Below are 14,015 nucleotides of genomic sequence, written 5' to 3' on the forward strand. Positions count from 1 at the left end.
GCATCAACATCTATTCCAACAATATAAAAAACAGCAAGTACATCTTTCGTACTGCTGTTCTTCATTTCTTATAAGTATTCCCACTGATTTAGTGTATCCACAACAAAGGTTGGTTGCTTGTCGTAGCCTTTTAAAAGTTCCTTCGTTGTTACGCCTGTATGAACCAATAATGTGTCTAAACCAGCATTCATTCCTGCCTTGATATCTGTATCATAGTTATCTCCAACCATCAATGTATGAGCTTTATCTGTGCCTAATACTTTTAACGCTTGCTCCATAATAATCGCTTCTGGCTTGCCAATAAAAGTTGGAATAGTTTGCGTCGATACACTAATGACTGAGGTTAATGAGCCATTTCCAGGTAAAAGTCCTCTTTCAGTTGGAATGGCTATATCACCGTTTGTAGAGATAAAGGTAGCTCCATTTCTTACAGCCAAACAAGCCGTTGCAAGTTTCTCGTAGTTGATGTCACGATCGATTCCTGAAACAACATAATCGGCGTGCTCACCTGCAAAGTGAAAGCCCTTTTCTTCTAATGCCTGTCTAATCCCTTCTTCTCCGATCACAAATATAGACGCTTCGGGACTTCTTTGAAAAATATAATTCGCCGTTGCCATACTAGTTGTAAATACTTTATCTTCAGTCGCCTCAATGCCAAAATTTTGAAGTTTTTCAGCAACTTGTTTCGGTGTTCTAGATGAATTGTTTGTGACAAAAAGGTAGGGAATGCCTCTTTCTTTTAACCCTTGAATAAAGGAAACGGCTTCATGAATTAATTGTTTTCCTTTGTACATCGTCCCATCTAAATCAATTAAATAACCTTTATATTTTGTCATTTACTTTCCCCCTAATTTCTAAAAGCTGATACAGGACCAAGTTCTTTCATTAAATAGTCTCTAACAGCTGTAGGGAATTTTTTTAATTGAGCTAATTCTAATTGGAAGCTCCTGTTTAATTCATCATGTTGAATGCCTGTATAACTTTGCACTAATGGCTTACGGTAAGCAATAACCTTTTTATAGCTGATAGCCATTTCATGGTCAATGACTTTTTCATCTTCCAGAATATCAATAATATCTTCATAACTACCTGGGTCTCTCATAATAAAGCCATCAATCATTGCATTACCTACATCTAAGACCGCCTCAATAACCATATGGCTCAGTCTTTCAAGCGCAAGTTTCTCTATATCCGAATGAAGTGCTGTATGTTTCCCTAATAGTGATAGTTGTTTTTCCAAATAAACGAGGATTTCCTCAATTTTTTCTCGATCAACAAAATACATGTCTCTCACCTTTCTCATCCCATACTTCCTATCTATTGTATCTCATTCATAACAATGAAGAAAGTTCTCCCTTATGTGAGTATAAAATCAATTTCCTGTCTGCTAAGATTTTGTTATGATAAATGTAGCATGGATAGTTAGAAAGGGGTCTATACGTTAAATGACCGAAAGATTCTTTTTATATGATGATTTAGAAGATACAAAAACACGCTTTGTTAGTTTTATGGGTGAAAATCAACGCTTTGATTTAGCGCTTGTTCGTTCAGATCGGTATTATGGAAAACAACTTGTTCTTGATATTCAAGGAAGTCGTTTTGCTATTATTGGTACCGATGACCTTGAAGAAGAGGGTTATTTAGAACATGCTTTTCAATTGGAGAGCGAAGATGCAGAAGAGTTAAGAGCCTTTTTATATGAGGTCATTTAACCGATTGGATAATATTGATTGCTCCTGCAAATAGTATAAATGGGAGCGTAGCAAGGCTCTCATTTTTTCTCATATTATTAGGAGTGATATCAATGGATCAAAAAAAGAATTACTCGGATTTTGACAATGTTGAATCACAAAAGGAAAACCTCGCAGTGGAAGATTTACCTGAGGGCCCGTATGGTGCACCAAGAGGGAAGCATACACCTGTTGAGAATAAAAGTTCAGAGTGGGAAGAAGGTCAACACCAATCTAGTGCATTTGTTTATGAAAATCGGGAACTTCATGCTGACATTCCTAGAGAAATGCCTGGAGCACACGATCCCCATTCAGAAGCTTCAGATGAGTAATTTTAACAGAAAAAAAGCTGGACGAATAATTCGTTCAGCTTTTTCTATTGCTTCACTCTTTTTACAACGAAATAAGGACAACCAAAATTACAATATTCGTATAAATACTCTGTCAAAGTGCTAATTTTCGTATCATACGTCGCTTTTTGATTCTGATCGTCAAAAAAACCTCTTAGTCTTAGTTGGCCGTATCCCCAGTCACCTACAATATAATCATAACGATTTAATATTTCACTATATCGACCCCGAAAAGCTTCTTCATTAAATCCGTCTCTAATATCTTCAATTACTTCATAACAAGCGTTTTGTATACAAACCAATTGATCTCACCTCTTTTTCATTGGCTCACTAATTAAATTATAAAGAAAGTTAACGTTTATGTACAATAGTCCTATTTTAAATTATAACTGATTCACCATCAATTACTAAGGAAAAAAACGAAAGAATCGGAAAAGATATTGTTAAGGGGGTGTTTCTGATGAAAAAAATGATAATGTTCATCGGGATATCCAGTATGGTTGCTCTCACTGGATGTCAAGCAGCCGATCATTCCGCTAAAGGAGATATTTATCCCGAAAGTGGCAATACGGTTAATGTGAATGATCAGCGAACAGATATTTACAATACTAGTCAGCAAAATAGTGAAGATTTCGGATACGTTCGTCATCAAAAAAGTCCTATTTATGGAGAAAAGGTATCCAATGAACATTATGCTGCCATTAATCGTGAAAAAGTGGCTGATATTATCGGAAAATATTGTACTGAACTTCCTAATGTGGATGATGTATCTACATTAGTGACTGACAATGAAGTGTTAATTGTTTACAATACGGATTCAGATAATCGTGAATCAACTGCTACACAAGTACAAAAAATGGCAGAATCAGTTGTTCCCGGATGGTTTGATATTTATACCACTGACAATACCAATCTCCGCAAAGAAATAGAAAGTTATTCTACGATGGATGCAGATAGTGAGCACACACATTATGGTATTGATCAATTAACGAGTCAAATGAAAAAAGCCGATATTAACAAGTCTGAAAAGATGTCAAATAAGTAACGCTATGAAATATCAAAAGAGGATTAGCTCCTTTAGCTAATCCCCTTTCTTGTGTTTACGCTTCTTTCGCGTCTACTTCACCCATTTGTTGTCTTTGCTTAGCTGCTGCATTTACTTGTTCATCTGCATGATAGGAAGAACGAACCATTGGACCTGCTTCACAATGGCTAAACCCTTTGGACATTGCAATTTCCCTTAATTCATTAAACTCATCTGGGTGATAGTATTTTACAACTTTTATATGTTTTTTAGATGGTTGTAGATATTGACCAATCGTCATAATATCTACGTCATGTGCTCGCAAATCATCCATCGTTTGAATGATTTCTTCTTTTGTTTCCCCTAACCCAACCATTAAACTTGATTTGGTTGGAATTTCAGGTTGCATTTCTTTAGAACGTTGTAAAAATTCAAGTGATCGTTTATATGTAGCACGCGCTCTTACTCTTGGCGTCAGTCTTTCTACTGTTTCAATATTATGATTTAAGATATCTGGTTTTGCATCCATTACTGTTTTAAGATTATCATATACCCCGCCCATATCAGAAGGTAAAACCTCTACAGTTGTAAATGGACTTTTTCTTCTAATGGCACGAATCGTTTCCGCTAAAATAGCTGATCCACCATCTTTTAAATCATCTCGCGCAACCACTGTAATAACTGCATGTTTTAAATTCATTAAAGCAACTGAATCAGCTACGCGTTCCGGTTCTTCCCAATCTAGCTCAGTTGGCAGCCCTGTTTTGACCGCACAAAAACGACAGGCTCTTGTACAAACAGAACCTAAGATCATAAATGTTGCTGTCCTTCTTACCGCCCAACATTCATGAATATTTGGGCATTTTGCCTCTTCGCATACAGTATGAAGATTCTTTTCTCTCATCATTTTCTTTAATCCGGTGTAGTTTTTATTAGTGTTTAACTTTATTTTTAACCAATCCGGCTTACGTAAATGTTCATCTTTCTTAGTCGTCATTCTTCTTCACTCCATCCCAGAATTTCAAAAAGACGCTTTTTTTATCATCATTTTTATCTAGAGAGTCTTACAGAAGCAACTTTAACACATGGAAGTAGATAGAACAACCTCGTTCATCAAAAACCTTCCAATATTTTATATTTATCGTTTTTCTATTTTATCACAAACTATAACAGTAATTAGAAGAGAAGGGAGGTTTATTGGTGCGAGTTTTCACATTACTTATCACCTTAACAACGGTCTTATCCTTAATGCAACCAGAAACGGCAGTAACCTCCGAAATAGATGATATTTACGCAAAAAGAATGGCGCTTTATGAAAGAATTGAAACAGTCACGACCATTCCTTGGTATTATCTTGCTGCCATCGATCAATATGAAAGAAATGTAAGACAATCAAGAAGAGACTTACCTAAAGCTGAAGGGATTACTGGCATTTACTTTAAACCGGAGGAATGGGTTGGTTTCACAAACCCAAACATAAATGACGAAGACCCAAAGACGATAGAGTTTTTTAATGGTATTGGCTTTGATGGTGATGGTGACGGAAAAGCAAGTTTAGATAGTGATGACGATGTATTGTACGCATTTGCTAACTTTCTACTTCGTTATGGTACGGATTATGAGAACATTAAAATTGGTATTTGGAACTATTATAAACGTGATAAATCGGTCAGAATTATTATGGGAAAAGCAAAGCTTTATCAAAACTATGGGAGACTTAATTTAGATGAACATGTTTTTCCTGTCCCAATTGGTACTCATTATAGCTATCGAAGTACATGGGGAAGTGCAAGAGGTTGGGGTGGTAGAAGAATCCATGAAGGAACAGATATTTTTGCTGATTACGGCTTACCAGTTAGAGCTACCAGTTATGGTATTGTCGAAATGAAAGGCTGGAATAAATATGGTGGTTGGCGAATTGGTATTCGCGATATCAACAATAACTATCACTATTACGCTCACCTAAGTGGATTTTCTGATGATTTAAAAGTTGGTCAAATTGTTGAACCTGGAAAAGTCATTGGTGGTGTCGGTAGTTCTGGCTATGGACCAAAAGGGACTTCGGGAAAATTCCCTCCCCACCTCCATTATGGTATGTATAAGGATAATGGCTATACTGAATGGTCGTACGACCCATATCCTCATTTGAATCTTTGGGAAAGACAAGAAAGAGCAAAGTAAACGAGGAAGAGATGGCGCCTTCTTGTTAGAAGCGGCATCTAACTCCTCGTTTTTTGAATTTCGCTTGAGCAATGATCCATTACCCAATATTTTGTTAACGGGTTCTTTTTATCCGCCCAAATAAGCCATACGGATTTCATCACTTTCTTGTAAATCTTTTGCTGATCCGGTGAGCACCACTTTTCCAGTTTCAAGGACATACCCTCTTTTCGCAATAGAGAGGGCCATATGCGCATTTTGTTCAACAAGTAAAATCGTTGTTCCATTTGTTTCATTAATTTCTTCTATAATACTGAAGATGGTCTTAACCATAATAGGGGCAAGGCCCATGGATGGTTCATCTAACAAAAGCAACTTAGGTCTAGCCATAATGGCTCTGCCCATCGCTAACATTTGTTGTTCTCCGCCTGATAAAGTTCCGGAAAGCTGTCCTTTTCTTTCGAATAATCGCGGGAAAAGTTCATATACTTTCTGGATATCTTTTTGTACTTCTTTATCTTTTCTTACAAAAGCGCCTAGTTCTAAATTTTCTTCTACAGTCATATTCGAGAACACGCGTCTTCCCTCTGGTACATGCGATATCCCAGCCTTCACAATCGTTTGTGCTTGTTTACCAACAATCGATTGATTCTCATATTGAATCACGCCTTGCTTCGGCTTTAATAACCCTGATAACGTTTTTAATAGCGTGCTTTTCCCTGCTCCGTTTGCACCAATTAAAGTGACAATCTCTCCTTCTAATACCTCTAACGAGACGCCCTTTAATGCATGAATATTCCCATAGTAAACATCTATTCCATCAACCTTGAGCATCCGAAGAAACCTCCTCTCCGAGATAAGCCTCGATTACTTTTGGGTTGCTTCTAATTTCTTCTGGCAACCCTTCGGCAATTAATTGCCCATGGTCAAGCACATAAATTCTTTCACATATCCCCATAACTAAATTCATATCGTGCTCAATTAAGAGTATTGTTAAATCAAACTTCTCTCTAATAAAGCGAATGAGCTCCATAAGGTCATGTGTTTCTTGTGGGTTCATACCGGCAGCCGGCTCATCCAACAGCAAAAGCTTTGGTCCAGCTGCTAATGCTCTTGCGATTTCTAATCGCCTTTGTTGTCCATATGGCAAGTTTTTAGCCAATTCATCCTTAACATGTTCAAGCTGAAAAATACGTAATAGTTCTATTGATTTGTCTTCCATTTCTTTTTCTCCGTTAAAATGGGAAGGCAACCGGAGAATCGAGCTTAACATCGAATGTTTCGCACGCGAATGATTCGCTACTTTTACATTATCTAACACAGAAAGGTCATTGAATAAACGAATATTTTGAAACGTCCGACTGATACCTTTCCTTGTCACCTGATAGGGAGGGAGTCCGTTTAAACGTACACCTTCTAAGAAAATATCTCCTTCAGTCGGCACGTAGACACCAGTTAATAGGTTGAAGCTGGTCGTTTTCCCTGCTCCGTTTGGACCAATTAAACCGATCAGTTCCCCTTGGTGAATTTCCAAATCGAATCCTGAAACAGCTTTTAAACCGCCAAAAGAAATACCAGCTTGATTGACTTTTAATAATGGTTGATTCTCCATTTTAGCTTCCTCCTTTCACGCTTTTACGTTTAAAGAGGTCCGTAATTTCCTTTGTCCCCAATAAACCTTGCGGACGGTAAAGCATAACTAGAATAAGCACGGCACTATAGATAATCATTCGTGTTTCAGGATAACTTTGTAAAAATGTGGAGACAATCGTTAACAAAATAGCCGAGATAACCGCCCCAGATAGACTGCCTAATCCCCCTAATACGACGAAAATGAGGATATCAAATGATTTCAAAAAACCAAATTGAACGGGTTGAATAATATAAAAATTATGAGCATATAACCCCCCTGCGATTCCTGCGAAAAAAGACCCAATGGCAAATGCCGCTACTTTATAGTAGGTCGTATTAATACCCATCGCATCGGCAGCAATTTCATTTTCTCTAATCGATATACATGCGCGACCATGCCTTGAATTTGTAAAATTCACAATCACTAATACGGTAATAAATAAGCAGATGAAGGCCGAAGTCCAAGTTGTCATCTTTGTGACCTGCATACCTGCTGCTCCACCTACTGCATCAATATTTAAGAAAATGATGCGGATAATCTCTGCAAATCCTAATGTTGCAATCGCTAAATAATCACCACGTAACCTTAAAGAAGGTATCCCAACAATTAAGCCAGTTAAAGCGGCAACAATCCCACCAATAATAAGTGCAATAGGAAATGGAAGTGAAAGTTTCATCGTTACAATTGCTGAAATGTAAGCCCCAACAGCTAAAAAACCAGCATGTCCGATTGAAAATTGTCCTGTAATACCAATAACTAAATGTAAACTGACGGCCAAAATAATATTAATACAAATATAAACAAGTGTATTCACATGATAATTATTAATCATTCCAGTATTTGCAGCCATCTGAACTGCAAAATAAACAATAATGGAGAGAATAACAAACAACCAGAAACCTTTGATCTTCTTCGTATTCATCCTTTTTACACCTTCTCTCTTGCATTTTTACCAAAGATACCTGATGGCTTGAATAAAAGGATTAAAATGAGAATGACAAATGCTGCCGCGTCTCTCCATAAAGAGTAACCAAGGCCACTAACAACCGTTTCAACTACGCCTAACACAAGGCCACCAACCATCGCTCCAGGAATAATACCGATGCCACCTAGTACAGCTGCAACAAAAGCCTTTAATCCTGGAATCACGCCCATTAACGGTTCTATTTTTGTATAATACACACCAAAGAAAACACCTGCTGCCCCGGCCAAGGAAGAGCCAATAGCAAATGTGGCGGAAATGGTTGTGTTTACATTAATCCCCATCAACCTTGCAGCATCCATATCATGTGACACAGCCCGCATTGCTTTACCGATTTTGGTTTTATGAACAATAAATTGTAGAACAATCATTAGCACAATCGAAGTGCCTAAAATCATAAGTGATTGACTACTGATTTGTGCACCCAAAATATTAAAGGTTTGATTGCTAATGACTTCAGGATAAGCTTCTGGTTGTGCACCTCTAAAGTAAATAAATAAGTACTGTATAAATAAAGAAATCCCTATCGCTGTAATGAGGGCAGCAATTCGCGTAGAACCTCTCAACCTTCGATATGCTACTCGCTCAATTAACATACCCATCCCTGCACAGACAGCCATTGCAATAATTAAGGCAGGAAAGAATCCTAACCCCCAACCAGCAATCGCGTAAAAACCAACAAACGCCCCAATCATAAATACTTCACCATGGGCAAAGTTGATCAATTTGATAATTCCATAAACCATTGTATAGCCTAAAGCAATCAGTGCATAAATACTTCCTAACGATATCCCATTTACTAACTGTTGAATCCAATCCATGAATCCCCACTCCTCTTCAAATAACCCGAATAGCTTCAGATAGAGAGTGACAGCTAGCGAAAACGCTATGCTGAATATCTCCTCATAAGGTAATTTTTGACACGCTAATTTCAAAAAACTATTGCCCCTGAGCAATCTTGGACTATGAGATTATTAGCTATCACAACAGGAATTACCCTTTCATATCTGATAAAAAAAATGGAAGGCCCAATCGCTCCTCCCATTTTAATACAGCCTCATTTTAAGGATTTACTTTCGTTTTGAAGACTTGCTCCCCATCCTTATATTCCAATACAGTAGCTGATTTAATTGGGTTATGATCTTCATCAACTGAAATGATACCCGTTACAAGAGTTAAATCTTTCGTCTCAGATAAGGCATCTTTGATTTTCTTCGCATCACTTGTACTTTCAGCACGCTCCATGGCATCTTTCAACATATATACAGAGTCATAACCTAATGCATTAAAAGCATCCGGGGATGAGCCATTATATTTTTCACCAAACTTTGTTACAAAGGATTGAATTGTCTCGTCTGGATCACCCGAAGAATAATGGTTTGTTATAAATGTGTTATTTAAGGAATCCCCTCCGGCTAATTCAACTAGCTTTGGTGAATCCCAACCGTCAGCACCCATTAGCGGTACGTCAATACCCATTTCACGTCCTTGTTTGACAATAAGTCCTACTTCTTCATAATAACCAGGGATAAAAATAAATTCGGGATTAGCTGATTTAATTCTTGTAAGTGTGGACCTGAAATCAGTATCCTTCGCCACATAAGATTCTTCGGCAACTATTTTCCCACCTGCTGCTTCGAAAGTTTCTTTAAAGGAAGCTGCTAAACCTTTTGCGTAATCACTTGCATTATCAGCATAGATAGCTACATTTTTAACTCCTAATTCATTGGCAGCAAAATTAGCTGCCACTGTTCCTTGGAAAGGATCAATAAACGATGTACGGAATACAAAATCATTTAAGCTTCCATCATCATTCACTGTTACATTCGGACTCGTACCTGAAGGAGAAAGCAATACCGTCTCTGAATTATTAGCCACTTGTGCTTGAGCAACTGTATTTCCACTTGTAGCAGACCCAATAATAGCTACGACATCATCATTTTCCGTTAATTTAATAGCTGCATTGGTTGCTTCTGCTGCATCCGATTTATTATCTACTTTTACAATTTCTATCTCTTTACCGTCGATTCCACCATCTTTATTAATTTCATCCACAGCCAATTCGATTCCTTCAGCAATTCCTTCACCATATGAGGCAACTGCACCAGAAAGTTCTAGGTTGGCACCTATCTTGACAGTATCACCAGACTCACCACCACCTGCACTATCACTACCACAGCCAGCAAGGAAACCTGCAGCTCCTATGGTAGAAGCTAAAAGAACAGCGGTCATTCTCTTTTTAAATAACATAATGATCCCCCTTTTTTGATTATTCCAACAACTAAGAGCATGGTTCAAATCCCCCATATAAACCCCACAAGAAAAGATACCACACAAAAAAAGTAGACTAAAATAACCAAAATGTAATATTTTTCTGATAATTGCTATAAATCTAAAAATAGTATAGTATCATTTTATTCATCTGTCAAAACAATCTTTGTGAATAATATTAATATTTAGAAATCTATTAATAGTTTAGAGCGTTAAAGGGTTTCTCTTTACTATGTTTTGTTTGTAAAACTCTATCATTATATTCATAAAATAATTAATAGTAGATAGGTATAATGTAGTTCAGTTAATTGTTAATAATTAGCAATTAAAAATAACTAGCTACTTTTATATAAAGTAAAATAACTTTGCTTATGTAGTGATTTTAGACTTGTAGGATAGAAAAAGAGGAATGAACCGACGAGTTCATTCCTCCTTCCTATATTGTTCAAAAGAATTATTATATCATCTTCTCGGTTTTTGTACCGAACATTTTAACAACAAGGAAAATCCCCGCCATCATAACAATCAAAGCAGCTAATGCAATGATTACACTTCCACTTACACCCAAAATGATATAAGAGATGGCCGCAGCAACAGCTGCTGTAAAGGCATAAGGAAACTGTGTAATGACATGGTCAATCAAATTACTCCCTGCACCTGTGGCGGATAAAATAGAAGTATCAGAAATCGGTGAAGCATGATCTCCGAATACTGCACCTCCAAGTACAGCTGCCATTGCAGGAATCAGCAAGGATATATCTGTAGCTACAGCAATATCACCAGCTATTGGAAGAAGAATGCCAAATGATCCCCAAGATGTACCTGTACTAAATGCCATAAGTGCCGCAATAATAAATAGGATAACAGGGATAAAATCATGACTCAGATTCGATTGATTAATAACGCTAGCCAAGTACTCCCCTGTACCTAGTTGACTAATCAAATCTCCGAGTAACCAGGCAAAAATTAAGATCAATACTGATCCAAACATAGATTTCATCCCAACCCATGTAGCTTTCAAATAAAAATTACTCGTTAGTTTATCATCTTTCTTTAATACTTGAGCAAATTGTACGTAAGCAACAGCTAAACTCAATAATCCTCCGACAATTAATGATAAGGCCACATCTGTGTTTTCTAATAAGGATACTAACGACACATTCCCCTCTGCACCATTAATGCCTGTCCAAGCCATCATACTCACTGTTCCAATAAATAAAACAATGATTGGCCAAACAAGATGACCAACAGTCCCTTTCGTACTAATAGGTAATTCTTCTTGAACTTCGTCTTTCAACTGTTTCTTCTTATCAAATAGAATTCCTTGTTCAATAGCTTGTTTCTCATGTTTCTTCATCGGACCAAAGTCAATTTGCCCAACAACAATGATAAACACCATTATGATTGCCGCCCACACATAAAAATTTAACGGAATGATTTGCATGAAAGCAGAGAAAGCACTATAATCAGTTATTTTATGAGACACTAAAATCGAGCCAATTAAGGCGATAATTGATGCTCCCCAACTTGATATAGGCGAAATAACACATAAAGGTGCGGATGTTGAATCAATTAAATAAGCAAGCTTTACACGTGATACTTTTTGTCGATCGGTAACAGGTCGAGATACCTGTCCAACTGTTAGCGCATTAAAATAATCATCTATAAACAAAATCATACCTAAAACTACGGTTAATAACTGTGCACCCACTCTCGTTTTCACACGCTTCATTGCCCATTCACCAAAGGCACGACTACCACCCGATAGTGAAATAAATGCAGTAATGCTACCAAGAATAAGTAAGAATAATAGAATGAATATATTCCAAGTATTTAACCCTTCATCTGTTATAAAAAGTGCTATAAACGACGAGAAAAATATTTGTAGCGTATCTAGCGGTTGATATCCTCCAATTATGATAGCTGCTGTTAACGCCCCTAAACCAAGGGAGAGAATCACCCTTTTTGTTAGTATAACCAAAAGCATCGCTACCAAAGGTGGCAGCACAGAAATAAATGTACCTGTCATAAAAAGACCTCCTATTAGTATAGGAGCTATAGACATGAACGAATGCGTCTCATATCAATTAACGATCAGAGAAAGGTATCCTCCACTTTTCTTTGATCCTTAATTGATAATAAAAAAAGAGTAACGATAGAGATTCTATCATTACCCTTCAAGAAGTAACGTTATTCTCCATCACGACTGTAGCTCCCCATTATGGTTAATATACCTCCATAATGACAGTGTTACTCCTATTAAGAGCAACCCCAACAAATAAATATTGACGTACCTATTTGCTTCGGCAAATCTCCCTTTTATCAAAGTTCACTGTTGTCATCCTCACATTGATTACTAATGATGATTTGCGCCTCTACCCCATCGGATTGATAAGGCATTATTCAATTGTTATACATTATATCAAAATATAATTATTTATGCAAAACTCTATCAAAACCTAAAATATTCATAAATTTATTATTTTTAAGATATAGTAGGATACTATAACCTATACCATTCTTAATAGCGCTTCTCTACCGATCATCCCTTTTTTAATGCCTAATTCCTCTGCAGCAAAAGTGACTGATTCAAGTGGTGCATCTATTAGCTGTTGAATCGTTTTTACCCCTACTGCTCTACCAGCAATGACATGGCGATCTTTTAATTTTTCATTTAATAACGCAACGTCTAATGCACCACACATGATATATCCTTTATCATTTGATACGACTAACAAATTAGTTTTTGGCAGCTCCACGGATACAGTCATAAACGTATGACCATCCAAAATAACAGGCTTTAATTCAACCATGACCGTCCCCCCTTCCCTTTAACAATTTATGTTATAGGTAGAGATTCGGTGTACTCATTAGTTAAAATAAACCGAGTTGTTTTGGAGCTAATCCCTCATATTCAATTCCTAATATTTCTAGAATTTCCTTCGCATTATCCGCTGCGTCACCACCAGAATTATTATTAAATAGTACATAGACCTCCTTCGCCTCTTTTTGTAATTGCTTTAATCGCTCTGCCCACTCCAATAATTCCTGGTGATTATAACGGTATAGATAGCGAACTTCACGCCAATTTGGTTGTTTTTTATTTTGCCATCCATGAACATTACGACCGTGCAAGCGGACTAGTACAATTGGATTACCGCAAGTATGCATCACAATTGGAACAGACCCCTCCCCTGCTTGTGGTTCATCACAAACGGTATGTATCCATTTCTCTTCCTTGATAAAATTTAAAGTACCTTCTATAAACGCATCTTGATACCAAGACTGATGACGAAATTCAACAGCACATGGTATTTCTCCCATTTGCTGTTTACACCAGCGTAAATATTGCACGTTTTCCTTTTTACAATTAAACCACGGTGGAAATTGAAATAGGACCATCGCTAACTTATTTTCTCTTATATAAGGGGCAAGCGACGCTTTAAAAGCAGCAAACATTTCTTCCTTTGTCTCAAAAGGAATCTCCCCCCTTTGATGCCCCGTCATCCCCTGATAAGCTTTCACAACAAATTTAAATGAAGCAGGCGTTTCCCTCACCCACTTTTCCCCGTTCCTTTCTGGCTGTACGGCATAAAAGGAAGCGTCTACCTCAACTGTTGGAAAATGAGCGCCATATTCTAATAGTTTATCTCGGTTAGATATACGCTCCGTATATAGGCTGTCATGATCTCCCCATCCAGTTAAACCAATCCTAATCATTCCATCACCTCATCTACCAATAATCTTCATACTGATTATTTTACCTAAAGGATATAACCATAAACAAGAAGGGCAATGAAATAAGTGAAAAAGAATCAGTCAAAACAGAAAAGAAGATTCTTAGAACATTTCATTGGCCCATTTT

The 14,015-nt window shown here is 37.1% G+C and carries 16 protein-coding genes and 1 riboswitch; of the genes, 4 read left to right on the forward strand and 12 right to left on the reverse strand.

Features of this window, described 5'->3' with window-relative positions; genetic code table 11:
* Positions 1–68: 68 nt before the first annotated feature.
* Together MKX78_RS19345 and MKX78_RS19350 are read right to left on the reverse strand one after the other, a co-directional pair.
* Entirely contained in the window at positions 69–836 is a 768-nt protein-coding gene (locus MKX78_RS19345) for a TIGR01457 family HAD-type hydrolase (protein WP_095372017.1), read from the reverse strand.
* 11 nt (positions 837–847) lie between these two features.
* On the reverse strand, positions 848–1,285 hold the full coding sequence (locus MKX78_RS19350) for a DUF86 domain-containing protein (protein ID WP_341052795.1): 438 nt from the start codon (positions 1,283–1,285) through the stop codon (positions 848–850).
* A gap of 160 nt (positions 1,286–1,445) precedes the next feature.
* Here MKX78_RS19350 and MKX78_RS19355 point away from each other — a divergent pair, with 160 nt between their 5' ends.
* Positions 1,446–1,712 carry a DUF3055 domain-containing protein gene (locus tag MKX78_RS19355; protein ID WP_095372016.1) on the forward strand — a complete coding sequence of 89 codons (267 nt, stop codon included), beginning with the start codon at positions 1,446–1,448 and terminating at the stop codon, positions 1,710–1,712.
* A 92-nt stretch (positions 1,713–1,804) separates the two neighbouring features.
* Positions 1,805–2,062 (forward strand): hypothetical protein, encoded by a 258-nt coding sequence (locus MKX78_RS19360; RefSeq protein WP_251163570.1) that lies wholly within the window; start codon positions 1,805–1,807, stop codon positions 2,060–2,062.
* Between the two features lie 44 nt (positions 2,063–2,106).
* Here the strand turns inward: MKX78_RS19360 and MKX78_RS19365 are convergent, their stop codons facing one another.
* The gene (locus MKX78_RS19365; RefSeq protein WP_095372014.1) at positions 2,107–2,382 is read right to left on the reverse strand and encodes a YutD family protein; all 276 of its coding nucleotides are present in this window, start codon (positions 2,380–2,382) and stop codon (positions 2,107–2,109) included.
* Between the two features lie 158 nt (positions 2,383–2,540).
* On the opposite strand from MKX78_RS19365, the gene MKX78_RS19370 reads away from it, so the two are divergent.
* The gene (locus MKX78_RS19370; RefSeq protein ID WP_095372013.1) at positions 2,541–3,125 is read left to right on the forward strand and encodes a YhcN/YlaJ family sporulation lipoprotein; all 585 of its coding nucleotides are present in this window, start codon (positions 2,541–2,543) and stop codon (positions 3,123–3,125) included.
* Between the two features lie 55 nt (positions 3,126–3,180).
* Here the strand turns inward: MKX78_RS19370 and lipA are convergent, their stop codons facing one another.
* A complete protein-coding gene (gene lipA / locus MKX78_RS19375) occupies positions 3,181–4,101 on the reverse strand; it encodes a lipoyl synthase (protein WP_095372012.1) in 921 nt (306 codons plus the stop codon).
* A 251-nt stretch (positions 4,102–4,352) separates the two neighbouring features.
* Between lipA and MKX78_RS19380 the strand changes: the two genes are divergently transcribed.
* A complete protein-coding gene (locus MKX78_RS19380; protein WP_341052797.1) occupies positions 4,353–5,285 on the forward strand; it encodes a M23 family metallopeptidase in 933 nt (310 codons plus the stop codon).
* Positions 5,286–5,393: 108 nt separating this feature from the next.
* On the opposite strand, the gene MKX78_RS19385 is transcribed toward MKX78_RS19380, so the two are convergent.
* The 8 genes from MKX78_RS19385 to MKX78_RS19420 all read right to left on the reverse strand — a co-directional run bounded on the left by MKX78_RS19385 (position 5,394) and on the right by MKX78_RS19420 (position 13,870).
* Complete coding sequence (locus MKX78_RS19385; protein ID WP_095372011.1) at positions 5,394–6,098, reverse strand: ABC transporter ATP-binding protein; 705 nt, start codon at positions 6,096–6,098, stop codon at positions 5,394–5,396.
* Positions 6,085–6,876, reverse strand: a complete 792-nt coding sequence (locus MKX78_RS19390; protein WP_095372010.1) for an ABC transporter ATP-binding protein — start codon at positions 6,874–6,876, stop codon at positions 6,085–6,087. Before MKX78_RS19390 ends, MKX78_RS19385 begins: the two co-directional genes overlap by 14 nt.
* A 1-nt stretch (position 6,877) precedes the next feature.
* The gene (locus MKX78_RS19395) at positions 6,878–7,819 is read right to left on the reverse strand and encodes a branched-chain amino acid ABC transporter permease (RefSeq protein WP_095372009.1); all 942 of its coding nucleotides are present in this window, start codon (positions 7,817–7,819) and stop codon (positions 6,878–6,880) included.
* 5 nt (positions 7,820–7,824) lie between these two features.
* Positions 7,825–8,700, reverse strand: coding sequence for a branched-chain amino acid ABC transporter permease (locus MKX78_RS19400; RefSeq protein WP_095372008.1), 876 nt, complete (start codon positions 8,698–8,700; stop codon positions 7,825–7,827).
* A 241-nt stretch (positions 8,701–8,941) separates the two neighbouring features.
* Positions 8,942–10,129, reverse strand: coding sequence for an ABC transporter substrate-binding protein (locus tag MKX78_RS19405; RefSeq protein WP_095373607.1), 1,188 nt, complete (start codon positions 10,127–10,129; stop codon positions 8,942–8,944).
* 478 nt (positions 10,130–10,607) lie between these two features.
* Positions 10,608–12,179, reverse strand: a complete 1,572-nt coding sequence (locus MKX78_RS19410; protein WP_095372007.1) for a Na+/H+ antiporter NhaC family protein — start codon at positions 12,177–12,179, stop codon at positions 10,608–10,610.
* 172 nt (positions 12,180–12,351) lie between these two features.
* A riboswitch (Lysine riboswitch) is annotated at positions 12,352–12,536 on the reverse strand.
* Positions 12,537–12,660: 124 nt separating this feature from the next.
* Positions 12,661–12,963 carry a YunC family protein gene (locus MKX78_RS19415; protein WP_095372006.1) on the reverse strand — a complete coding sequence of 101 codons (303 nt, stop codon included), beginning with the start codon at positions 12,961–12,963 and terminating at the stop codon, positions 12,661–12,663.
* A gap of 61 nt (positions 12,964–13,024) precedes the next feature.
* Positions 13,025–13,870: a DUF72 domain-containing protein gene (locus MKX78_RS19420; RefSeq protein ID WP_095372005.1), complete on the reverse strand. Its 846-nt coding sequence runs from the start codon at positions 13,868–13,870 to the stop codon at positions 13,025–13,027.
* Positions 13,871–14,015 lie beyond the last annotated feature (145 nt).

Origin of the sequence: Cytobacillus sp. FSL R5-0569 (genome assembly GCF_038007265.1) — a bacterium.
Taxonomy (GTDB): Bacteria; Bacillota; Bacilli; order Bacillales; family Cytobacillaceae; genus Cytobacillus; species Cytobacillus kochii.

Coding starts and splice junctions, on each gene's coding strand:
- lipA (WP_095372012.1), bottom strand. CDS start 4,101: ATGACGACTAAGAAAGATGAACATTTACGTAAGCCGGATTGGTTAAAA.
- MKX78_RS19355 (WP_095372016.1), top strand. CDS start 1,446: ATGACCGAAAGATTCTTTTTATATGATGATTTAGAAGATACAAAAACA.
- MKX78_RS19400 (WP_095372008.1), bottom strand. CDS start 8,700: ATGGATTGGATTCAACAGTTAGTAAATGGGATATCGTTAGGAAGTATT.
- MKX78_RS19385 (WP_095372011.1), bottom strand. CDS start 6,098: ATGCTCAAGGTTGATGGAATAGATGTTTACTATGGGAATATTCATGCA.
- MKX78_RS19360 (WP_251163570.1), top strand. CDS start 1,805: ATGGATCAAAAAAAGAATTACTCGGATTTTGACAATGTTGAATCACAA.
- MKX78_RS19390 (WP_095372010.1), bottom strand. CDS start 6,876: ATGGAGAATCAACCATTATTAAAAGTCAATCAAGCTGGTATTTCTTTT.
- MKX78_RS19345 (WP_095372017.1), bottom strand. CDS start 836: ATGACAAAATATAAAGGTTATTTAATTGATTTAGATGGGACGATGTAC.
- MKX78_RS19415 (WP_095372006.1), bottom strand. CDS start 12,963: ATGGTTGAATTAAAGCCTGTTATTTTGGATGGTCATACGTTTATGACT.
- MKX78_RS19395 (WP_095372009.1), bottom strand. CDS start 7,819: ATGAATACGAAGAAGATCAAAGGTTTCTGGTTGTTTGTTATTCTCTCC.
- MKX78_RS19410 (WP_095372007.1), bottom strand. CDS start 12,179: ATGACAGGTACATTTATTTCTGTGCTGCCACCTTTGGTAGCGATGCTT.
- MKX78_RS19405 (WP_095373607.1), bottom strand. CDS start 10,129: ATGTTATTTAAAAAGAGAATGACCGCTGTTCTTTTAGCTTCTACCATA.
- MKX78_RS19370 (WP_095372013.1), top strand. CDS start 2,541: ATGAAAAAAATGATAATGTTCATCGGGATATCCAGTATGGTTGCTCTC.
- MKX78_RS19420 (WP_095372005.1), bottom strand. CDS start 13,870: ATGATTAGGATTGGTTTAACTGGATGGGGAGATCATGACAGCCTATAT.
- MKX78_RS19380 (WP_341052797.1), top strand. CDS start 4,353: ATGCAACCAGAAACGGCAGTAACCTCCGAAATAGATGATATTTACGCA.
- MKX78_RS19350 (WP_341052795.1), bottom strand. CDS start 1,285: ATGTATTTTGTTGATCGAGAAAAAATTGAGGAAATCCTCGTTTATTTG.